General features: G+C 63.7%; 17 protein-coding genes and 4 pseudogenes. 12 read left to right on the top strand and 9 right to left on the bottom strand.

The window, feature by feature from the left end; genetic code table 11:
- Positions 1-159: 159 nt before the first annotated feature.
- From ACZXDY_RS33090 to ACZXDY_RS33080, 3 genes and pseudogenes are all read right to left on the bottom strand, one after another.
- Positions 160-1,451 (bottom strand): annotated as a pseudogene (locus tag ACZXDY_RS33090) (MFS transporter).
- Positions 1,452-1,563: 112 nt separating this feature from the next.
- Positions 1,564-2,760: an acetyl-CoA C-acyltransferase gene (locus ACZXDY_RS33085; protein ID WP_464348407.1), complete on the bottom strand. Its 1,197-nt coding sequence runs from the start codon at positions 2,758-2,760 to the stop codon at positions 1,564-1,566.
- 208 nt (positions 2,761-2,968) lie between these two features.
- Complete coding sequence (locus tag ACZXDY_RS33080; RefSeq protein WP_464348406.1) at positions 2,969-3,739, bottom strand: enoyl-CoA hydratase; 771 nt, start codon at positions 3,737-3,739, stop codon at positions 2,969-2,971.
- A 145-nt stretch (positions 3,740-3,884) separates the two neighbouring features.
- Here ACZXDY_RS33080 and ACZXDY_RS33075 point away from each other — a divergent pair, with 145 nt between their 5' ends.
- The gene (locus tag ACZXDY_RS33075) at positions 3,885-4,421 is read left to right on the top strand and encodes a PaaI family thioesterase (RefSeq protein WP_028164628.1); all 537 of its coding nucleotides are present in this window, start codon (positions 3,885-3,887) and stop codon (positions 4,419-4,421) included.
- Positions 4,422-4,481: 60 nt separating this feature from the next.
- Entirely contained in the window at positions 4,482-5,102 is a 621-nt protein-coding gene (locus ACZXDY_RS33070; protein ID WP_035690458.1) for a TetR/AcrR family transcriptional regulator, read from the top strand.
- Between the two features lie 115 nt (positions 5,103-5,217).
- On the opposite strand, the gene ACZXDY_RS33065 is transcribed toward ACZXDY_RS33070, so the two are convergent.
- Positions 5,218-6,180, bottom strand: a complete 963-nt coding sequence (locus ACZXDY_RS33065) for a LysR family transcriptional regulator (protein WP_051396802.1) — start codon at positions 6,178-6,180, stop codon at positions 5,218-5,220.
- Positions 6,181-6,380: 200 nt separating this feature from the next.
- Here ACZXDY_RS33065 and ACZXDY_RS33060 point away from each other — a divergent pair, with 200 nt between their 5' ends.
- The 8 genes and pseudogenes from ACZXDY_RS33060 (at position 6,381) to ACZXDY_RS33025 (ending at position 15,853) form a co-directional block, all read left to right on the top strand.
- Positions 6,381-7,877, top strand: coding sequence for a CoA-acylating methylmalonate-semialdehyde dehydrogenase (locus ACZXDY_RS33060; protein ID WP_028164629.1), 1,497 nt, complete (start codon positions 6,381-6,383; stop codon positions 7,875-7,877).
- Between the two features lie 20 nt (positions 7,878-7,897).
- Positions 7,898-9,043, top strand: coding sequence for an isobutyryl-CoA dehydrogenase (locus tag ACZXDY_RS33055; RefSeq protein ID WP_028164630.1), 1,146 nt, complete (start codon positions 7,898-7,900; stop codon positions 9,041-9,043).
- Positions 9,040-10,113 carry an enoyl-CoA hydratase/isomerase family protein gene (locus ACZXDY_RS33050; RefSeq protein WP_464348405.1) on the top strand — a complete coding sequence of 358 codons (1,074 nt, stop codon included), beginning with the start codon at positions 9,040-9,042 and terminating at the stop codon, positions 10,111-10,113. The genes ACZXDY_RS33055 and ACZXDY_RS33050 overlap by 4 nt, the downstream gene beginning before the upstream one ends.
- 13 nt (positions 10,114-10,126) lie before the next feature.
- A pseudogene (gene mmsB, locus ACZXDY_RS33045) lies at positions 10,127-11,029 on the top strand (3-hydroxyisobutyrate dehydrogenase); the annotation flags it as partial.
- A gap of 51 nt (positions 11,030-11,080) precedes the next feature.
- Positions 11,081-12,813: pseudogene (locus ACZXDY_RS33040) on the top strand (AMP-binding protein).
- 4 nt (positions 12,814-12,817) lie between these two features.
- Positions 12,818-13,294, top strand: coding sequence for a MaoC family dehydratase (locus ACZXDY_RS33035; protein ID WP_028164634.1), 477 nt, complete (start codon positions 12,818-12,820; stop codon positions 13,292-13,294).
- 259 nt (positions 13,295-13,553) lie between these two features.
- Positions 13,554-14,471, top strand: coding sequence for an SDR family NAD(P)-dependent oxidoreductase (locus ACZXDY_RS33030; protein ID WP_028164635.1), 918 nt, complete (start codon positions 13,554-13,556; stop codon positions 14,469-14,471).
- A 152-nt stretch (positions 14,472-14,623) separates the two neighbouring features.
- Positions 14,624-15,853: a BaiN/RdsA family NAD(P)/FAD-dependent oxidoreductase gene (locus tag ACZXDY_RS33025; RefSeq protein ID WP_464348404.1), complete on the top strand. Its 1,230-nt coding sequence runs from the start codon at positions 14,624-14,626 to the stop codon at positions 15,851-15,853.
- 172 nt (positions 15,854-16,025) lie between these two features.
- Here ACZXDY_RS33025 and ACZXDY_RS33020 read toward each other — a convergent pair whose 3' ends face one another.
- Positions 16,026-16,403 (bottom strand): hypothetical protein, encoded by a 378-nt coding sequence (locus tag ACZXDY_RS33020; RefSeq protein WP_464348403.1) that lies wholly within the window; start codon positions 16,401-16,403, stop codon positions 16,026-16,028.
- Between the two features lie 121 nt (positions 16,404-16,524).
- Between ACZXDY_RS33020 and ACZXDY_RS33015 the strand changes: the two are divergent.
- Positions 16,525-16,731 (top strand): annotated as a pseudogene (locus tag ACZXDY_RS33015) (aminoacetone oxidase family FAD-binding enzyme); the annotation flags it as partial.
- 220 nt (positions 16,732-16,951) lie between these two features.
- Positions 16,952-17,098 (top strand): hypothetical protein, encoded by a 147-nt coding sequence (locus tag ACZXDY_RS33010; protein ID WP_196237294.1) that lies wholly within the window; start codon positions 16,952-16,954, stop codon positions 17,096-17,098.
- 119 nt (positions 17,099-17,217) lie between these two features.
- On the opposite strand, the gene ACZXDY_RS33005 is transcribed toward ACZXDY_RS33010, so the two are convergent.
- The 4 genes from ACZXDY_RS33005 to ACZXDY_RS32990 form a co-directional block, all read right to left on the bottom strand.
- Positions 17,218-17,613, bottom strand: a complete 396-nt coding sequence (locus tag ACZXDY_RS33005; protein WP_464348402.1) for a hypothetical protein — start codon at positions 17,611-17,613, stop codon at positions 17,218-17,220.
- A 156-nt stretch (positions 17,614-17,769) separates the two neighbouring features.
- Positions 17,770-18,849 (bottom strand): D-TA family PLP-dependent enzyme, encoded by a 1,080-nt coding sequence (locus ACZXDY_RS33000; protein ID WP_464348401.1) that lies wholly within the window; start codon positions 18,847-18,849, stop codon positions 17,770-17,772.
- A 3-nt stretch (positions 18,850-18,852) separates the two neighbouring features.
- The gene (locus ACZXDY_RS32995) at positions 18,853-20,664 is read right to left on the bottom strand and encodes an ABC-F family ATP-binding cassette domain-containing protein (protein ID WP_464348400.1); all 1,812 of its coding nucleotides are present in this window, start codon (positions 20,662-20,664) and stop codon (positions 18,853-18,855) included.
- Complete coding sequence (locus ACZXDY_RS32990) at positions 20,664-21,176, bottom strand: YaiI/YqxD family protein (protein ID WP_464348399.1); 513 nt, start codon at positions 21,174-21,176, stop codon at positions 20,664-20,666. Before ACZXDY_RS32990 ends, ACZXDY_RS32995 begins: the two co-directional genes overlap by 1 nt.
- Between the last annotated feature and the right edge of the window lie 62 nt (positions 21,177-21,238).

The raw sequence follows: 21,238 nt of genomic DNA, 5'->3' as shown, positions 1-21,238 counted from the left end.
CCCCTCCTGCAAATCAATCCGCGAAGAGAATCACAGCTGCCACGCGCCCGATATAAAAAGATTCACAGTCTCGTAGGATGGGCAAAGCGGAGCGTGCCCACCACCCACGTTCAGTGCAAGGAAAAGTGGGCACGCTGCGCTTTGCCTACCCTACGGGATCTAAGCGGCTGCCGCGACCGCTTTCAGCGCCGGCCGCCTGATCGCCAGCGCGATCGATGCAGCGATGAGGCAGAGCGCGCCGGCAATGAAGAAGGCGGGCAGGTAGCTTGCGTAGACCGTCCGCGACAGGCCGGCGCCAAAGGCGGCGGCACCGGCGCCGAGCTGATGTCCGGCAAAGATCCAGCCGAATACGAGATTGGCGCGCTCAACACCGAAGTTCTGCGCGGTCAGGCGCACGGTGGGCGGCACGGTAGCGATCCAGTCGAGCCCGTAGAACATCGCAAACAGCGACAGGCCGTAGAACGAGAAGTCGGTGAACGGCAGGAATATCAGCGACAGCCCGCGCAGGCCGTAATACCAGAACAGAAGCCAGCGGTTGTCATAGCGGTCCGACAGCCAGCCCGAGACGATGGTGCCGAAGAAATCGAAAATGCCCATCGCGGCGAGCAGGCTTGCAGCCTGCACCTGCGGAATGCCGAAATCGAGACACATCGGGATCAGGTGCACCTGGACCAGGCCATTGGTGGAGGCGCCGCAGATGAAAAAGGTTGCGAACAGGATCCAGAATACCGGCGACTTCGACGCGTCGCGCAGCGTGCCGAGCGCGACCGCCATGATCGGCGTGTTGCTCGGCGGCGGCGCGGGGAGTGGCTCCTTGCCGGCGTCGCCGAACGGGCGCAGCCCGACGTCGCTTGGCCGGTCGCGCATAACGAGCAGCACCAGAAAGGCGGACAGGCCGAGCACGACGCATACCAGCGACAGTGCGATCCGCCAGCCGTAGCGCTCAGTGAGCGTTGCGAGCAGCGGCAGAAAGACGAGTTGGCCGGTTGCGACACTCGCGGTCATGATGCCGATGACGAGGCCGCGCTGCGCGACGAACCAGCGCGCAGCGATCGTCGCGCCCAGCACCAGCGCCGTCATGCCGGTGCCGATTCCGTCACGACTCCCCACAGCAGCACCAACTGCCAGACCTGTGTCATCGCGAGCGAGGCAAGCAGGCCGGAAACCACGATGAGTTGGGCCACCAGGGTCACATTGCGCAAGCCGTAGCGATTCATCAGCGCCGCGGCAAAGGGCGCCATCAGACCGAACAGGATGAAACGGATCGAGAGCGCGGAGGAGATCTCCGCTGTGCTCCATCCGAACTCCTGCTGCAGCGGCACGATGAAGACGCCGGGCGCGCCGACGGTGCCGGCGGCAATTAGCGCGGCGAGGAAGGTGACGCCGACCATCACCCAGCCGTAATGGACATTGCGGCGGCCAAGGGCAGCCGCCAGCCAGTTCGAGATCATGCAGCCTCGGAAAATTCTAACTGGAAGGTTAGCTCGTCAGGCAGATACTGCCGCGAGGGAGGCATGACGTAAATGCCATACTTCCCTCGTTTCAGGACATTCGGGGCGAAGGCTAATGCGCGACCCGCTCGACCGCGATCGCGGTGGCTTCGCCGCCGCCGATGCAGAGCGCGGCGACACCGCGCTTCAGGTTCTGCGCTTCCAGCGCATGCAGCAGCGTCACGATCAGCCGCGCGCCGGTGGCGCCGATCGGGTGGCCGAGCGCGCAGGCGCCGCCATTGATGTTGAGTTTTTCGCGCGGAATTCCGAGGTCGCGCTGCGCCGCCATCGCCACCACCGCGAAGGCCTCATTGATCTCGAACAGGTCGACGTCGCCGACGCTCCAGCCGACCTTGTCGAGCAGTTTGCGGATCGCCGGGATTGGCGCCGTGGTGAACCATTGCGGCTCCTGGCTGTGGGTGGCATGGCCCTTGATCTCGGCCAGTACCGGCAGGCCGTCGCGATCGGCCAGCGAGCGCTTGGCCAGGATCAGCGCCGCGGCGCCGTCGGCATTGGCGGAGGAGGCGGCCGGCGTGATGGTGCCGTTGGCGCGGAATGCCGGCTTCAATCCGGGGATCTTGGCGGGATCCACTTTGAGCGGATGCTCGTCATTGGCGATCACGCGCGGGCCTGCCTTCTCCGTGATCGTGATCGACGCGATCTCGGCCTTGAACGCGCCGCCCTCGACCGCTTTGCGCGCCCGCGTGAGCGTCTCCATCGCGTAAGTGTCCTGGTCCTTGCGTGTGAACTGATAGGCCTCCGCCGTCGCCTCGCCGAAATCGCCCATCGAGCGTCCGGTCTCGTAGGCGTCCTCAAGTCCGTCCATCATCATGTGGTCGATGATGCGGTCATGGCCGGCGCGATAGCCGCCGCGCGCCTTGGCAAGCAGATACGGCGCGTTGCTCATGCTCTCCATGCCGCCGGACACTACGATCTCGGCCGAGCCGGCCTTGATGATGTCGTGCCCGAGCATGGTCGCCTTCATGCCGGAGCCGCAGACCTTGTTGACCGTGGTCGCCCCGGTTGCGTCGGGCAGTTTGGCGCCGCGCGCGGCCTGGCGGGCCGGCGCCTGGCCCTGGCCGGCCGGCAGCACATTGCCCATGAACACTTCATCGACGCGTTCAGGCGCGAGCTTTGCCCGCTCCAGCGCCGCACCGATCACATGGGAACCGAGCTTGTGCGCGCTGAACGGCGACAATTCGCCCATGAAACGGCCGAGCGGCGTACGGGCGGCGGAAAGGATAACGACGGGATCGGAGGCATTGGCCATGGCGGGCTCCCTGGAGGATTCTTGGTCACATGATGACAATCATATGATGCGCCGCAAAAATTGCAACGCCCGCCGGCATGAGAAATTGTCGTGCTTCATCCCCACCGCTGTCATCATCCGCGAAGGCGGATGATCCAGTAACCACAGAACGTCGTTTGGCGGGTACTGGATGCCCCGCCTTCGCCGGGCATGACGGCGCGCTTTGCGGCTACCGCTTTCGCCCTAGAAACCCCTGCATCAGCCGCTGCGGTTCGCCGGTGAGGAACGATTTCCCGAACACGCCGACGCTCAGATTGACCGATTCCGTCAGCGGCAGTTCTTCCCATTGCCGCAGCAAATTCTTCTGGATGCGCAGCGCTTCGGGGCCGCATTCGAGCAGCGCCGCCACGGTGCGTTCGACCTCGGCGTCAAGCTCGCCTTGTTTCGCGACCTTGTCGACGAGGCCCCAGGCGAGCGCGGTGGGTGCGTCGATGTTCTCGGCGGTCATCACCAGCCAGCGCGCGCGGCTCCAGCCGATTAGGCGCGGCAGCAGCGCCGCATGGATCACCGAGGGGATGCCGACGCGCACCTCGGGCATGCCGAATTTTGCGTCATGCGCCGCGATCCGGAAATCGCAGGCTGCGGCCACTTCCAGCCCGCCGCCGAGACACCAGCCCGGCATTCGCGCGATGACCGGCGCCGGGAATCGGCGCACGGCCTCGCAGAGGTCGCGCAGTCGCGTAATGAAGATTTCCGCCGACTTCTGCTCGAGCTTGGCCATCTCCTTGATATCGGCGCCGCCGATCATGCTCTTCTCGCTCTGGCCGGCCAGGATCACCGCGCGAATATCGCGGTCATCGGCAAGCTTCTCGAACCCTTCGCGGACGCCATCGATAACGGCCGAACTCAGGATGTTCAGCGAGCCGGCGTTGCAGACGGTGAGGCGGACCACGCCGCGGGAATCGCGGTCGACGCCGCAATGGGGGTTGAGCATTTCCATGGGATCATCTCGGGGCAGGGGAACATCCGGCCACTTCCCGGACAATGGCGGCGCTTGTCAAGCCGTCGCGCAACCGGTGTTGCGACGCAGCAGTGCGTGCAATAGAATGATGATTATCATTTAACGTCACTTGAAAGGAGTTGCCATGACCTTCGCCGATACTGTCGATCTGCTCTCGCCAACATCCCGCCGCGAGCGGGTGGTGCATTGGCAGGCGCCTGGGCCGATCGCGAAGGTCGCTGCCGCGATGACGGGGATGGAAGCGATGTGCGGGATCCGCGACGGCATCCTGCCGCCGCCGCCGTTCGCCAAACTGATCGGTTTCCGGATGGCTGTCGTCGAGCCCAGCCGGATCGTGATGGAACTCGATCCCGAGGAGAGCCTCGAGAACACCATCGGGCTCTTGCACGGCGCGACCGCTGCGGCATTGCTCGATACCGCCATGGGTTGCGCGATCTCGACCATGCTCCCCGCCGGCCAGACCTCGGTCACGCTCGACCTGAAGCTCACTTATCTGCGACCGCTGTCGGTGCGTTCAGGCACGATCCGGGCAGAGGGCAAGGTGATCAAGCTCGGCCGCCAAAACAGCTACACCGAAGGTTTCGTCCGCGACGGCGCCGGCAATCTTGCAGTGCACTCTACCGCGACCTTCGCCATGATCGGTGGCGCGAATTTGAAATAGCTGCAGCTTTCTTTACATCTTGATGCTATTATATGACCGGAAACATCCAATGAGACTCTCATGCGTTATTCGAAAGAACACAAAGCGGAGACCCACGAGCGGATCGTGAAGCAGGCCTCGGTCAGGCTGCGCGAACGCGGCGCCCATGGCATCGGCGTCGCCGACCTGATGAAGGAGGTCGGACTGACCCATGGGGGCTTCTACGCCCATTTCGATTCCCGCGAAGCGCTGGTGATCGAGGCGTTCAACTATGCGATGGATCGCGGCAACGAGCGTTGGCGCAAGATCGTTGAGGAGACGCCGCCGGAGAAGCGGCTGGCAACCATCGTCGATTCCTATCTGACGACGACGCACCGCGACGATCCCGGCCGCGGCTGCGCGGTTCCTTCGCTCGGCGCCGAAATCGCGCGCGAAAGCCCGAAGACCCGCAAGGCCTTCGCCGCCAAGCTGGAACGCATGATCGACATGATAGCCGACCAGATTGTGGACGTGCCGCCAAAGACCGCGCGCAAGCAGGCGATGGCGACGCTCGCGACCATGATGGGAACCGTCGTGATGGCCCGCATCGCCGGCAATGGCGAGTTCTCCGACGAGATCCTCGCTTCGGGCCGCGAAGCCGTGTTGTCTCGTGCGTCGTCGTCGAAGCCGGCGGTGAAGAAGCCCCGCGCCAAGGCGCATTGAAGCTTCCGCTGCGCCAACCTGGGTCGTCCCGGGCTTGACCCGGGACCCATAACCACAGGACTTGATGAGGCGCGAGGCTATAACTGCTTGCTCGCACCACAACACGTCCCTTTGGTTATGGGTCCCGGCTTTCGCCGGGACGACACCGTGTTGTCATGGCGGGCGCCTCGCTTCCGTTAAACAACGCCCGCTCGTCCTCGACCGTCTCGTAGATGTAATCCGCCACCGCGCGGATGCGGGCGAGGTCCTTGCTGTCGGCATGCATCAGAAGCCAGAAGGTGCGTGATATCCGCACTTCCTCCGGCAGCACCGGTGACAATTCCGGATGCGCCGTCGCCATGAAATGCGGCAGCACGGCGATGCCGTAGCCGGCGATGGTCGCGTTGAGCTGCGCGATCAGATTGGCGCTGCGGAATTTGGCGGAAATCTTCGGCGAGACCTGCGGCAGGTAGTCGAGCTCGGGCGTGAACAAGAGTTCCTCGATGTAGCCGACGAAGCGATGCTGTTGCAGGTCGGCGCGCGAAGCGATGTCCGGCGCGCGCTCGAGATAGGCGGGCGCAGCGTAGAGGCCGAGGCTGTAGTCGAGCAGCTTGCGCCCGACGATGCGGCCTTCCTTCGGCATCGTCAGGCTGATCGCGATATCGGCTTCGCGCTTCGACAGGCTGAACAATCGCGCCGTCGCCACCAGTTGCAGATCGACATCGGGATACCGGTCGGTGAACTTCACCAGGCGCGAGGCCAGGAAGTGGCTGCCAAAACCGTCGGGCGCGCCGATCCGCACCGTCCCTGTCAAATGCGCGCGCGAGCCGCCGACCGCCTCCTGGTTGGCGACGATGGTCGATTCCATCGCCTCCGCGCTGTCGGCGACGCGTTGGCCGGCTTCGGTCAGGAGGTAGCCGGTCTTGCGGCGGTCGAACAACTTCGCCGAAAGGTGATGCTCCAGCCGGTCGACACGGCGGATCACCGTGGCATGATCCACGCCGAGTTGTTTTGCCGCAGCCGACACCGATCCGCCGCGCACGATGGCGAGCACGAAGCGAAAATCATCCCAGTCGATCGCGCCGCCTTGATCCAGCATTTCCGCACATCTATGGTGCAATTTATCGGACTTGAATCCCATAAAATGCGGGTCAATAGGGTTTGTAAAGCGATCTAGAGCGTTTTCGAGCGAAGCATGCCCTCGGACTTGATCCGAGGGTGGATACCGGTTCGCGTGAAGAAAGCGTGTCGAAACTAAAGGTGCGGATCAGGCGTTCGGCCGGGACCAGGGAGGTTTTCATGCGTTCAATCGGACATTTCATCGGTGGCAAGGAGGTCAAGGGCACCTCGGGCCGGACGGCCGACGTCTTCGAGCCGATGACCGGCGATGTGCAGGCCAAGGTGGCGCTGGCCTCGAAGGCTGAGCTGCGCGCCGCGGTCGAGAATGCCAAGGCCGCGCAGCCCGAATGGGCGGCGACCAACCCGCAGCGGCGCGCCCGCGTGATGATGAAGTTCCTGGAACTAGTGCAGCGCGACTACGATAAGCTCGCCGAACTCTTGGCGCGCGAGCACGGCAAAACCGTTCCCGACGCCAAGGGCGACATCCAGCGCGGTCTGGAAGTGGTCGAGTTCGCCTGCGGCATCCCGCATCTGATGAAGGGCGAATACACCGAAGGTGCCGGCCCGGGCATCGACATCTATTCGCTGCGCCAGCCGCTCGGCGTCGTTGCCGGCATCACGCCGTTCAATTTCCCGGCGATGATCCCGATGTGGAAGTTCGCGCCCGCGATCGCCTGCGGCAACGCGTTCATCCTGAAACCTTCGGAGCGCGATCCCGGCGTGCCGATGCGGCTTGCGGAACTGATGATCGAAGCCGGCCTGCCGCCGGGCATCCTCAATGTCGTCAACGGCGACAAGGAAGCGGTCGACGCCATCCTCGACGATCCCGATATCAAGGCGATCGGCTTCGTCGGCTCCTCGCCGATCGCGCAATATATCTACGAGCGCGCGGCGGCGACCGGCAAGCGCTGCCAGTGCTTCGGCGGCGCCAAGAACCACGCCATCGTGATGCCCGACGCCGACATGGACCAGGCGGTCGACGCGCTGATCGGCGCCGGCTACGGCTCGGCCGGCGAGCGCTGCATGGCCGTCTCGGTCGCCGTTCCCGTCGGCAAGACCACCGCCGACCGTCTGATGGAAAAGCTGATCCCGCGCGTGGAATCCTTAAAGATCGGCACCTCGATCGATCCGTCCGCCGATTACGGTCCGCTGGTGACGCGCGAGGCGGTCGAGAAGGTCAAGGGCTATATCGATATCGGCATCAAGGAAGGCGCAACGCTCGCGGTCGACGGCCGCGGCTTCAAGATGCAGGGCTATGAGAACGGCTTCTATCTCGGCGGTTCGCTGTTCGACAACGTCACCAAGGACATGCGGATCTACAAGGAAGAGATCTTCGGCCCGGTGCTGTCGGTGGTGCGCGCGCACGACTACAACGAAGCGCTGGCGCTGCCGTCCGATCATGACTACGGCAACGGCGTCGCCATCTTCACCCGCGACGGCGATGCGGCGCGCGATTTCGCCGCCAAGGTGAATGTCGGCATGGTCGGCATCAACGTGCCGATCCCGGTGCCGATTGCCTATTACACCTTCGGCGGCTGGAAGAAATCCGGCTTCGGCGACCTCAACCAGCACGGCCCGGATTCGATCCGCTTCTACACCAAGACCAAGACGGTCACCTCGCGCTGGCCGTCGGGCGTCAAGGAAGGCGCGGAGTTCTCGATCCCGACGATGAAATGACCTCGCGCGAGGCGGGCGTTATGCAGTTCGCTCTGAACGAGGACCAGATCGCCGTCAGAGACATGGCGCGGGCGTTTGCGGCGGAGAAGATCGCGCCGCACGCGCTGCGCTGGGACGAGGAGAAGCATTTTCCGGTCGACGTGATGCGCGAAGCGGCGGCGCTCGGCATGGGCGGCATCTACATCAAGGACGATGTCGGCGGCTCCGCGATGACGCGGTTCGATGCGGCGCTGATCTTCGAGGCGCTCGCGACCGGCTGTCCGACGACGTCGGCCTTCATCTCCATCCACAACATGGCGTCGTGGATGATCGATGCCTTCGGCAACGATACCCAGCGCCAGAAATGGCTGCCAAAGCTCTGCACGATGGAGCTCTTGGCAAGCTATTGCCTGACCGAGCCGGGCTCCGGCTCGGATGCCGCGGCGCTGCGCACCCGGGCGGTGCGCGACGGCGACCATTACGTGCTGAATGGCCAGAAGCAGTTCATCTCGGGCGCCGGCGGCGGCGATCTCTATGTCGTGATGGTCCGGACCGGCGGCGACGGTCCCGGCGGGATCTCGACATTGGTCATCCCCGCCGACACGCCGGGCCTCTCGCTCGGCGCCAACGAACGCAAGATGGGCTGGAATGCGCAGCCGACCCGCGCGGTGATCTTCGAGAATGCGCGCGTGCCGGTCGAGAACCGGCTCGGCGAGGAGGGCATCGGCTTCAAGATCGCGATGGCCGGCCTCGACGGCGGCCGGCTCAACATCGCGGCCTGCTCGCTCGGTGGCGCGCAGAGCGCACTCGACAAGGCGCTCGCCTACATGAAGGACCGCAAGGCGTTCGGAAAGCGGCTCGATGAATTCCAGGCGCTGCAGTTCCGCGTCGCCGACATGGCGACCGAACTCGAGGCCGCGCGCACCTTCCTGTGGCGCGCCGCTGCGGCGCTCGACCGCAAAGATCCCGAGGCGACCAAGCTGTGCGCGATGGCAAAACGCTTCGGCACCGATGTCGGCTTCGAAGTCGCCAACCAGGCGCTGCAGCTGCACGGCGGCTACGGCTACCTCAGCGAATATGGCGTCGAGAAGATCGTGCGCGATTTGCGCGTGCACCAGATTCTTGAAGGAACCAACGAGATCATGCGGCTGATCGTGGCGCGCAAGATGATCGAGGGAGCGCGATGACGGCTGCCGTGCAGGATGAAGGCGACCTGATCGTTCGCCGCGAAGGGGCGGCGGGCGTGATCCGGCTCAACCGTCCCAAGGCGATCAACGCGATGACGCTGGAGATGTCCGAGGGCATCGACGCGGCGCTGGACCGGTTCGAGTCCGATCCTGCTGTTGCCGTGGTGCTGCTGGAAGGCGCCGGCGACCGCGGCCTCTGCGCCGGCGGCGACATCCGCGGGCTCTATGAGAGCTCCAAGGCGGGAGGCGACCTCGGCAAGCGGTTCTGGCGCCAGGAATACGTCATGAACGCGCGGATCGCGAAATATCCGAAGCCATATGTCGCATTCATGGATGGATTGGTGATGGGCGGCGGCGTCGGCCTGTCCGGCCACGCTTCGCACCGTGTCGTCACCGAGCGCACCAAGCTGGCGATGCCCGAAGTCGGCCTTGGCTTCTTTCCTGATGTCGGCGGCACCTGGCTGTTGTCGCGTTCACCGGGCGAACTCGGGACCTATTTTGGCCTGACCGGGCAGACCATGAACGGGCCCGATGCGATCTATGCGAAGTTTGCAGACGCCGAGGTGCCGTCGTCGAAATTGCCCGAATTGCGTGAGGCGCTGACGAAAGTCCGCGCCGGCGTGACGCACGCCGAGATCAGGAAGCTGATCGACGGCTTTGCGACCGGCGAAACGGCAGGTCCTGTTGCGGCGATGCAGCCGAAGATCGATTCCTGGTTCGCGCATGATCGCATGGAAGACATCATCGCATCGCTGCAGCGCGACGGCTCGGAATTCGCACTGTCGACCTTGAAGGTGCTGAACGAGAAATCGCCGCGTGGCATGGTGGTGACGCTGAAGCTGTTGCGACTGGCGCGGACATCGTCCTCGCTCGAGGAATGCCTGGTGCGGGAATATCGTGCCGCGCTCGCCGTGTTCGCCAGCGACGATTTCCGCGAGGGTGTGCGCGCCGCCGTGATCGATAAGGACCGCAATCCGAAATGGTCGCCGGCGCGGGTCGAGGATGTGACACCGGAAATGCTGGCGCCATACTTCGCCGAGATCGGCGCCGACGAGCTGACATTTAAATAATAGACGACAGGACGGGGAGGACATCCAGATGGCAACGATTGCATTCATTGGCCTTGGCAACATGGGCGGTCCGATGGCTGCCAACCTGGTGAAGGCCGGCCACAAGGTGGTGGCCTTCGACCTGGTGGCCGCGTCGCGCAATCAGGCTCAGAGCGATGGCGCCGCGATTGCTGAAAGCAGCGTCGCCGCGGTGAAGGGCGCTGACATCGTCATCACCATGTTGCCGGCCGGCAAGCACGTGCTGTCGGTGTGGAACGAGATCCTGCCTGCGGTCACCAAAGGTGCGCTCATCATCGACAGCTCGACCATCGATGTCGAAAGCGCGCGAGAGGCGCATGCGCTTGCGGCCAAGCACGGCGTTTTGTCGGTGGATGCGCCGGTCTCCGGCGGCACCGGCGGCGCCAAGGGAGCGACGCTCACCTTCATGTGCGGCGGCGAGGACAGGGCGTTCGCGGCGGCCAAGCCCGTGCTGGAGAACATGGGCAAGAAGATCGTGCATTGCGGCGGCGCCGGTGCAGGGCAGGCGGCCAAGATCTGCAACAACATGATCCTCGGCATTTCCATGATCGGCGTCGGCGAAGCCTTCGTGCTCGCGGAGAAGCTCGGGCTCTCGCATCAGGCGCTGTTCGACGTCGCCTCGACTTCGTCGGGCCAGTGCTGGGCGATCACGAGCTATTGCCCGGTGCCGGGCCCGGTTCCGACCTCACCGGCCAACAACGGCTACAAGCCCGGCTTCGCCGCGAACCTGATGGTGAAGGATCTGACGCTGGCGCAGGACGCCGCCAACACCGCCGGCGCGGTGACGCCGCTCGGCAAGCATGCGCAGGAGATCTATCAGGCGTTCGATGCAGCCGGTCACGGCGGGGTCGACTTTTCCGGAATTATCCAGCACGTTAGAGCACTCGCCGGAAAATAATGGTCGCTGGTTTCCCTTAGCGGCCGGATAAGGCGCGGAGGGAATGACCTGATGACCACCTTTCAGGAAGCGCGCGCGTTTCTGCTTCAGCACCGCACGGATTACGAGACCGCGGTAAAGGGTTTTCGCTGGCCCGATTCGGTGCCCTTCAACTGGGCGCTGGACTGGTTCGATGCCGAGCTCGCGCAAAACCCTGACGGCCGCGACCGCGCGGCGCTGTGGATCGTCGATGCTGGCAGCGACCGCGAGACGAAGCTGTCGTTCGCCACGCTGTCGCGCCGCTCCAATCAGGTTGCGAATTTCCTGCGCGCGCAAGGCTTGAGGCGCGGCGATCATTTGCTGCTTCTGCTCGGCAACGTCGTGCCGCTCTGGGAGACCATGCTGGCCGCGATGAAGCTCGGCGTCGTCGTGATTCCTGCAACCACGCTGTTGACGGCAGACGAATTGCGCGACCGGCTCGACCGCGGCAAGGCGAGGGCGGTGGTCGCAACGCAGGATCAGGTTGCGAAGTTCTCCGGCCTCGGCAGCGATAAACTCGTGCGCATCGTGGTCGGAGCGACGTCGCAGCACGACGGCTGGCTGCCGTTCGAGCAGGCCGCGGATGCATCGGAAACCTTTACGCCCGATGGGCCGACCAAGGCCGACGACCCGATGCTGCTCTATTTCACGTCGGGAACCACGGCGAAGCCGAAGCTGGTGCGGCACAGCCAGCGCAGCTATCCGGTCGGTCATCTCTCGACCATGTACTGGATCGGCCTGCAGCCGGGCGACGTGCATCTCAACATCTCCTCGCCCGGCTGGGCCAAGCACGCCTGGAGCTGCTTTTTCGCGCCTTGGAATGCTGGCGCCACCGTGTTCGTGGTCAACCAGCCGCGCTTTGACGCCAAGTCGCTGCTTTCAACGATCGGCCGCTGCGGCGTCACCACGCTGTGCGCGCCGCCGACGGTGTGGCGCCTGTTCATCCAGGAGAAGCTGTCGACCTTCAAGGTGTCGCTCCGCGAGGTCTGCGGCGCCGGCGAGCCGCTCAACCCGGAAGTGATCGATCAGGTGCAGGCGGCATGGGGCCTGACCATTCGCGACGGCTATGGCCAGACCGAGACCACTGCGCTGGCCGGCAACTCGCCGGGCCAGAAGGTCAAGATCGGCTCGATGGGCCGGCCGCTGCCCGGCTATCGCGTCGCGATTACCGATCTCGACGGCAATCCGACCCGGGAGGGCGAGGTCACGCTGGTACTCGGTGCCGACAGGCCCGCTGGTCTGATGCAGGGCTATCAGGGCGATGACGGCAAGCTCTCCGGGGCCGACGGCGCGATCTATCGCAGCGGCGACGTCGTGTTCAGCGATGAGGACGGGTATTTGACCTTCGTCGGCCGCACCGACGACGTGTTCAAATCATCCGATTACCGCATCAGCCCGTTCGAACTGGAAAGCATCTTGCTTGAGCATGAGGCGGTCGCGGAAGCTGCTGTCGTGCCGAGCCCCGATCCGATCCGGCTCGCAATTCCGAAGGCCTATGTGCTGCTGGTCTCGGCGTCGAGCGCACGCCGGAAACGGCGCTGTCGATCTTTGGGCATCTGCACACCCGCCTGGCGCCGTTCAAGCGCATCCGCAAGATCGAGCTCGTCACCGAGCTGCCCAAGACCATCTCCGGAAAGATCCGCCGGGTGCAGTTGCGTCGCCTCGAACATGAGGATAATCGCGAGGACAGTTTGCGCGGCGTGGAGTTCCGCGAGGAAGAATTCCCGGAGCTGCAGAAGGTCCGCGCGACTGGATCGGAGAATTAGAAAAATGAACGAAGTCTGGAAGAAGCCGCCCGTGTCGCTGGAGACGTATCAGGGCATGGTCGGCAAGGAGATCGGCGTGTCGGCCTGGCACCTGATCGATCAGCAGCGGATCGATACCTATGCCGACGTGATCGAGGATCACCAGTTCATCCATGTCGACCCTGAGCGCGCGAAGGACACCCCGTTCGGCACCACGATCGCCCACGGTTTCCTGACGATGTCGCTGCTCAGTATCATGTCCTACCAGGTGATGCCCGTCATCGAGGGCACCACGATGGGCGTCAATTACGGCTTCGACAAGCTGCGCTTCATCTCGCCGGTGCGCTCCGGCAAGCGCGTCCGCGGACGCTTCGTGCTCGCCGAGGCCAAGCTGCGCAAGCCGACCGAGCTGGCGTCGCGCACGAACGTTACGGTCGAGATCGAAGGCGAGGAGAAGCCGGCGCTGGTCGCCGACTGGCTCGGCCTGATCTACTTCGCCTGAGCCGCTCCTTTCAGCGTCATGGCCGGGCTTGACCCGGCCATCCATCGCTGCTCAAAAGCTGTCAAATCGGCGCGCTGGTACCCTCTCCCCTTGTGGGAGAGGGTGCCTCGCGGAGCGAGGCGGGTGAGGGGTCTCTCTCCGCGAGCGCATCTGTGGAGAGAACCCCTCATCCGGCGCGCGATGCGCGCCACCTTCTCCCATAAGGGGAGAAGGGAAGAAAAGGCCTTCGATTGACCACATCACATTGGGAATTCTACGCATGACAATCAGGTTTGACGGACGCGTCGCCATCGTCACCGGCGCGGGCAATGGTCTCGGACGGGCGCACGCGCTGGGGCTCGCGAGCCGTGGTGCCAAGGTGGTGGTCAATGATTTCGGCGGCGCGCGCGACGGTACCGGCGCCTCGCTGTCGCCGGCTGAAGCTGTGGTCGAGGAGATACGGAAAGCGGGCGGCACCGCGATCGCCGACGGCGCCGACGTCTCGAACTTCGAGCAGGTCACGGCGATGGTCGAGCGCGCGACCAAGGAGTGGGGCAGCGTCGATCTGCTTTGCGCCAATGCCGGCATCCTGCGCGACAAGTCGTTCGGCAAGCTCGAAGTCGCCGATTTCCAGAAGGTGTTGGATGTCCATCTCGTCGGCAGCTTCTACTGCTGCAAGGCGGTGTGGGCCGGCATGCGCGACCGCAATTACGGCCGCATCGTGCTGACGACCTCGTCCTCAGGCCTTTACGGCAATTTCGGTCAGGCCAATTACGGTGCGGCGAAGGCCGGCATGGTCGGGCTGATGAACGTGCTCGCCGAAGAAGGCCGCAAGAACAACATCCGCGTCAACACCATCTCGCCGACGGCCGCGACCCGCATGACTGAGGAATTGCTGCCGCCGCAGGCGCTCGCGCTGATGAAACCGGAAGCGATTACGCCGGCGGTGGAATATATGCTGAGCGAGGACGCGCCGACCCGCACCATCATGGGCGCCGGCGCCGGCTCGTTTGCGGTGATCAAGATCCTGGAGACCGAGGGCATCAACCTGCCGCCCTCCGAATGGACCCCCGACGCCATCGCCGCGCATTTCGCTGAGATCAGCGACATGTCGAAAGCCAGGGCGTTGCAGGGCGCGTTCGAGCAGACGCAGAAATATGTCGCCCAGGCGGCGGCAAGAGCAGGGATCAAGCTGTAACGCGACGTCGCGTCGCCGCACTCAACCGTCATGGCCGAGCTTGACCCGGCCATCCACGTCGTGAGGGCTGCGCAAGTTCTTCGTGGATGCCTGGGTCAAGCCCGGGCATGACGGCCGTTTTGCGGTACGAGAATCCTGCCTAAACTCAAGCCATGCCTTCCGCTCCACACCAAGTTGCCGTCATCGGCGCCGGCCCCGCCGGCCTGATGGCGGCTGAAGTGCTGGCGCAGGCCGGCGCGCTGGTCACGATCTACGACGCGATGCCGTCGGCTGGCCGCAAATTCCTGATGGCCGGCCGCGGCGGCCTCAATCTCACCCACAGCGAGCCGCTGCCAAAATTCCTCGCGCGCTATCGCGAGGCGATGCCGCATCTTGAGGCCGCCATCGAAGCGTTCCCACCGCAAGCGTTGCGCGACTGGAGTGAGGCGCTGGGCCAGCCGACCTTTGTCGGCTCCAGCGGCCGTGTCTTCCCGAAAGCGTTCAAGGCCTCGCCGCTGCTGCGCGCCTGGCTGCGCCGGCTAGACGGCGCAGGTGTGCGGCTGTTGCTGCGGCATCGCTGGAGCGGGTGGGACAATGACGGCCGCCTGCTGTTTCAAACGCCGGAAGGAACGCGCGCCGCTGAAGCCCGCGCCACCATCCTGGCGCTCGGCGGCGCGAGCTGGCCGCGGCTCGGGTCTGATGGCGCATGGGTGGATGTGCTGACGGCGAAAGGCGTAAGAGTCTCGCCGCTGCGGCCGGCCAATTCCGGCTTCACCGTCGCCTGGTCGGATATCTTCCGCGATCGCTTCGAGGGCCAGCCGCTCAAGAGCGTTGCGTTAAGCTTCGGCGAGCAGCAGGTACGGGGAGAAGCCATCATCACCCGCACCGGCATCGAGGGAGGCGCCATCTACGCGCTATCGGCCGATCTGCGCGAGGCGATCCTCCGTGATGGCGAGGCAACGCTCCATATCGCCTTGAGGCCCGATCTCTCAATCGATGAACTCGCCGCAAAGCTATCAACGCCGAAAGGCAAACAATCATTCTCGAACTTCCTGCGCAAGACCGCAAATCTGTCGCCCGTCGCCATCGGCCTGCTGCAGGAAGCGGCGAAAGCATCAGGTGAGTCTTTGCCCTTGCAGCCTCCCGCCGATCTCGCCCGCCTCATCAACGCCGTACCGTTGCGTCTCACCGGCATCGCGCCGATCGGCCGCGCCATCTCCACCGCCGGTGGCATTGCATTCGACGAGCTCGACGACAATTTTATGCTCCACCGCTTGCCCGGCATCTTCCCCGCCGGCGAGATGCTCGACTGGGAAGCCCCAACCGGCGGCTATCTCTTGCAAGCATCGTTTGCGACCGGTGCCGCTGCGGGGCAGGGCGTGATGAGATGGCTCGATGCGTAGGATGGGTAGAGCGCTCGCCCGTTTGTCCGGCGGCAAATTCTCAACAGCCGGCATACATCGCTCAATATAAAATGAAAGAAAATCTTTCAGCTTCGCATAGTCCAGTTCAGATTCGTCTGGCATCCCAACCATCCGTCACTGTCCGCGAGCCCTTGGCGCTGGCTGTGGTCAACTATGGTCCGGTGAACACCGGCTCAACCGTGATATTTTTCAGTTTCCGGTCTTCATCCAAGTGAATCTTTATCCATGCGTCCTTCTGGGTCATAAATCCACCGCCCCAAATGAAATGTATCATCGCATACACTTCATCAGTTCTCTCGACATAGCTATGTTCAATCTTATTTTCCGTGAAATATCTGCCTATTTCCGAAAGTGGTGTTTCGCGGGGCAGATCGATCGTCACCCTCTCGTTGATCTGCTCGAGAGTGAGCCAGTTGTTGAGCCTGTCTGCACGCAAAAACACAACCAGCCCCCAAATGGTACATATGGAAAATATCAATCCGACTGCGGCAGCCACGGGGTGCCTGATTGCAGCGAGCAATCTCTTCATAAGTTATATCTTCCGGATGATTGCTGAGCGAGCATCTCTTTAACAAGACTACCGAGAATTGTATATTTTTTTCGTTCTGCTTAAGCAACGCCGTCGCTTCAGTGCCGCACTGTGTCCTGATCCGGGGTGCCTCACCGGCATCGCGCCGATCGCCCGCGCCATCTCCACCGCTGGCAGCATCGCCTTCGATGAACTCGACGACAACTTCATACTTCGCCGTTTGCCCGTTTTCTTCGCGGCCGGCGAGATGCTGGGCCTGGGAAGCCTGACCGGCGGGGATTTATTGCAGGCGTCATGTGCGACCGGCGCCGCCGCAGGGAAGGACGTGCGCGCAGCGAAGGCGCTGCACGACGTCTGGATTTTTGCGCAGTGCGGCACGGTTTGCACTGCCATCAGTTCGACGGTTGTGCTCTCCTTGGCTGCGCGACCTCTCGCGGACCGCTTCGCCCCCAGCCGCGGTTGACGGAGAGGAATCATGCCTCGACGTTGATCCCACGACGACGCCGGGGCACGATCGCTTGTTCATGAGCGGAGCTGGAGTGGCAGCCATGGTGCAGAACCTCGTAGCCGGACTGGTCGTGGTGGCTTTGATTATCATGGGCGTGCTTGCCTACGCCCAGAAACATGAAGGATGCTTGCACGGGCACTCGCTCCAAACCTTCAAGCCCTGCGGATCAGTCAGTGTTGAAATGTAGCGCTGGCCGCGACGCTACGAACGCTTGTCGATTCTTGCACGAGCCACTTTGCTCGATTGAGAGAGCAAACGAACGCCCGCATTTTAGGCGGGCGTTCGTTATCTCATCGGGGCCTATGCCTAAATTCCGTTCGGCGTACAGGCCATCAGCAACTTGGCAGACTCGAGAAGCTGATGTTGGCTTGAGCCTTTGATTATCCGGCTTAGGTTCGGCAGTACAAAGACGATTTCGTCATCGTCTCGCATAGTATAGTGATTATCGTGCTCTTCTTCGGTGATGATGACGGCACGCCTCAGTGCCATGCCGGTTTCTCGATTAATCAGTTCCGTAGCCTCATCTACGGCCTGTTTCGTCGGAATGTTGCTGTCGGGGTCCCGGTCCAATATGTGTCCACGGTTGTTCCACACCTCAACGATCACTCTCGGAAGGTCGGTGTCGGGGTAGGAAAGAGTTGGCTGTGTGATGTCTCTATCTTCCGTGCCCCGAGCTGTCTTCACTTTCCTGATGACGGCCACGGTCAATTCCTCCCTAATGAAAAGCATTTTGCAGTAGGGCGCTACCCAGTCGTAGTAATTTATGCCTGCAAGCTAGCGTTGTACATGCGCCAGATTAGCGCGTGAATTAGACAGCGCTTCTGTCATATGGGTGCTGCAGTCGACCGCCATGTCCAGCTATCGCAGCTTTCCGCGCGCGGCGACCGGCAGCGTGCCGATGATTTCCTCGCCGCGCACCATCACCACCTCGTCCATCATGTTGACGACGACGCAGACGTGATTGGGTACGATGCGGACGACGTCGCCGACATTGGGACGCGTGTTGCTGCGGGAGAGATCGAGGAAGCCGTGCTCCTCGGCGAACTTCGCGATCTTGGCCTCGGGATGTTCGAGGATCAGCCCGTGGCCTTCGAGTCCGCCGGTGTCGGTGGTCAGCGTCTTCGAGCCGGCATCGAGGATGCCGCGCTCGGGGGCGGCGCGGCTCACCACCGTCGAATAGATGTGCAGCGCGCAGTCGTCCCAGGTGGCGACGCCGGCGGCGACCTGCATGCGGTCGTTGTAGATATAGGTGCCGAAGCGATGCTCGGTCGCGCCCTTCAGCTTGCCGAGATTCTTCAGGTTCGGCGTGCCGCCGGTGGAGACGATGGTCGCGTCAAGCCCGTGGGCGCGCACGCCGGCCAGCGCCTCGTCGAAGAAATTCTGCGCGTCCGCCCAGCCGGTCTCGGTCGGATACAGCATGAAGCCGGCAAACTGTAGCCCCTTGCCGACGGCGATCTCGCGCGCCAATGCGACGGCTTCTGCCGGAGTCTCGACGCCGGCGCGCTTGCGCCCCGTATCGCATTCGACCACGACCGACAGGGTGCGGCCGGACGCAGCCGCCGCTTTCGGCAGGTCGGCGACGACAACCGAATTGTCCGCCGCCACGGTGACGTTTGCTTTCCCCTGCAGCGCGCCCAGCCGCGCCATCTTCTCGTCGCCCAGTAAATTGTAGCTGATCAGGATGTCGGAGATCCCGGCATCCGCCATGATCTCGGCCTCGCCGAGCTTCTGGCAGGTGATGCCCTTGGCACCGGCCGCGATCTGCATCTGCGCCAGCATCGGGTTCTTGTGGGTCTTGATATGCGGACGATGCGCCACGCCGGCCGCATCGCACGCCGCCTGGATCCGCGCGATGTTGCGTTCGACGCGGTCCATGTCGATCACGGCACAGGGCGTGCCGTATTCGCGGGCGATCTTTGCGGCGAGGGGAGTGGTCATGGATTATGCCTGTTCAATTTCTTCGCGCAGCACTTCGAGTTCGAGCCAGCGGTCTTCGGCGGCGGAAAGCTCCTGCTGCGCCTTGGCGATCGCGGCGGAGGCGTCGTCGAATGTCTTGCGATCCTTTGCGTAGAGGTTCGGATCGTCAAGCAGCTTCTGCTGCTTTGCGATTTCCGCGTGCAATTTCTCGATCGTCTTCGGCAATGTCTCCAGCGCGTGCTTCTCGTTGAAGCTCAGCCGCCGCTTTGGCGTAGCCGTCGGCGCCGCAGCCTTCGCTTCCTTTTTCTCCTCGACAACCGCTGTCTTCGCCGGCTCGCGCTTCAGATCCGCGCCGCGCTGCGCCAGCATGTCGGTGTAGCCGCCCGCATATTCGATCCAGCGGCCATCGCCCTCGGGCACGATCACCGATGTGACGACGCGATCGAGGAAATCGCGGTCGTGGCTGATCAGGATCACCGTGCCCTCGTAATCGCCGAGCATCTCCTCGAGCACGTCGAGGGTTTCGAGATCGAGGTCATTGGTCGGCTCGTCCAGCACCAGGAGGTTCGAGGGTTTTGCAAGCGCGCGAGCCAGCATCAGCCGGCCGCGCTCGCCGCCGGAGAGCACTTCCAGTGGCGTGCGGATCTGTTCCTGCGAGAACAGGAAGTCCTTCATGTAGCTGACGACATGCTTCGGCTTGCCACCGACCATCACATGGTCGCCGCGACCGCCGGTCAGGGCTTCCGACAGCGTCGATTTCGGATCGAGGCTTTCGCGGTGCTGGTCGAGCGTTGCCATTTCAAGGTTGACGCCGAGCCGCACGCTGCCGGCATCGGGTGCCTCCGCGCCGGTCAGCAGGTTGACCAGCGTGGTCTTGCCGGCGCCGTTCGGGCCGACGATGCCGACGCGGTCGCCGCGCTGGATGCGGATCGAGAAATCCTCCACGATGTTGCGCTCGCCGAATGCCTTGCCGATGCTCTTCGCCTCGATCACCAGCCGTCCGGATTTGTCTGCCTCGGCAGCAGCGAGATTGGCGCTGCCCGCGGTGCCGCGATAGTTCCGCCGCTGCGCGCGCAGCGTATGGAGATTGGCAAGCCGCTTGACGTTGCGCTTGCGTCGTCCGGAGACGCCGTAGCGCAGCCAGTGCTCCTCGTTGACGATCTTGCGGTCGAGCTTGTGCTGATCGCGCTCTTCCTCCGCCAGCACTTCGTCGCGCCAGCTCTCGAACGCGCCGAAGCCGCGGTCGATCTGCCTGATTTGGCCGCGGTCGAGCCAGGCGGTCCCGCGCGACAAATTGGTGAGGAAGCGGCGGTCGTGGCTGATCAGCACCAGCGCCGAGCGCCGGTTCTGCAATTCGCCTTCCAGCCATTCGATGGTCGGCAGATCGAGATGGTTGGTCGGCTCGTCCAGCAGCAGGATGTCGGGCGAGGGCGCTAGTGCCCGCGCGAGCGCCGCGCGACGCGCCTCTCCACCGGAGAGATGGGCGGGATCTTCGTCGCCGTGCAGTCCGAGCTGCTCGAGCAGATAGCGCGCCTGATAATGGTCATCGCCGGGTCCAAGACCGGCTTCCACATAGGCGAGCGTGGTGGCGTGATCGCCGAAATTCGGCTCCTGCGGCAGATAGCGGATGGTCGCGCCGGGCTGCACGAAACGGCTGCCGGCGTCAGGCTCGACCAAACCGGCCGCGATCTTGAGCAGCGTCGATTTGCCGGAGCCGTTGCGCCCGATCAGGCACACGCGCTCTTCGGCCGAGACCGAGAGCTCGACGCCCGTGAGTAGCGGCGTGCCGCCGAACGTCAGCCTGATGTCCTTGAGCTGGATCAGGGGCGGCGCCATCAGTTTTGTCCCGTTACGGTTTGTTCGGCGCGGCGGCGCTGGATGCGGCGGATCGCGGTATCGAGTGCCGAGAGGAACGCCGAGCGGTCGCGCGGCGAGAATGATCGTGGCCCGCCGGTGATCTCGCCGGACGAACGCAGGTCGGTCATCAGATTGCGCATCGCCAGCGTCATACCGATCGATTGCTCCGTGAATGGTTTGCCGTTTGGCGCAATCACGTCCGCGCCCGCCTTCACGCAGCGGCTCGCCAGCGGAATATCGGCGGTGATCACGATGTCGCCGTCTCCAGCGCGCTCGGCGATCCAGTCGTCAGCGGCGTCCATGCCGGAACCGGCGGCGATGCGTTCGATCAGCGGGTCCTGCGGCACGCGGATGAAATTGCCCGCCACCACGCTGACGGCAAGGCCGTGCCGGAGCGCGACGCGATAGACCTCGTCCTTCACCGGACAGGCGTCGGCATCGACATAAATGCGGGTGGGGTTTTCAGTCGGCATCACTGTTTGGCGGTTCATTCGTGGGCCGCATGTAACCCATCGGGGGGAAAATTGCGAGGCCGCCCACAGGCTTGCCACGG

The organism is Bradyrhizobium sp. LeoB3 (assembly GCF_055456055.1).
Note: the sequence above shows the minus strand (reverse complement) of the source record. Positions and strands in the feature narration are given on the sequence as shown.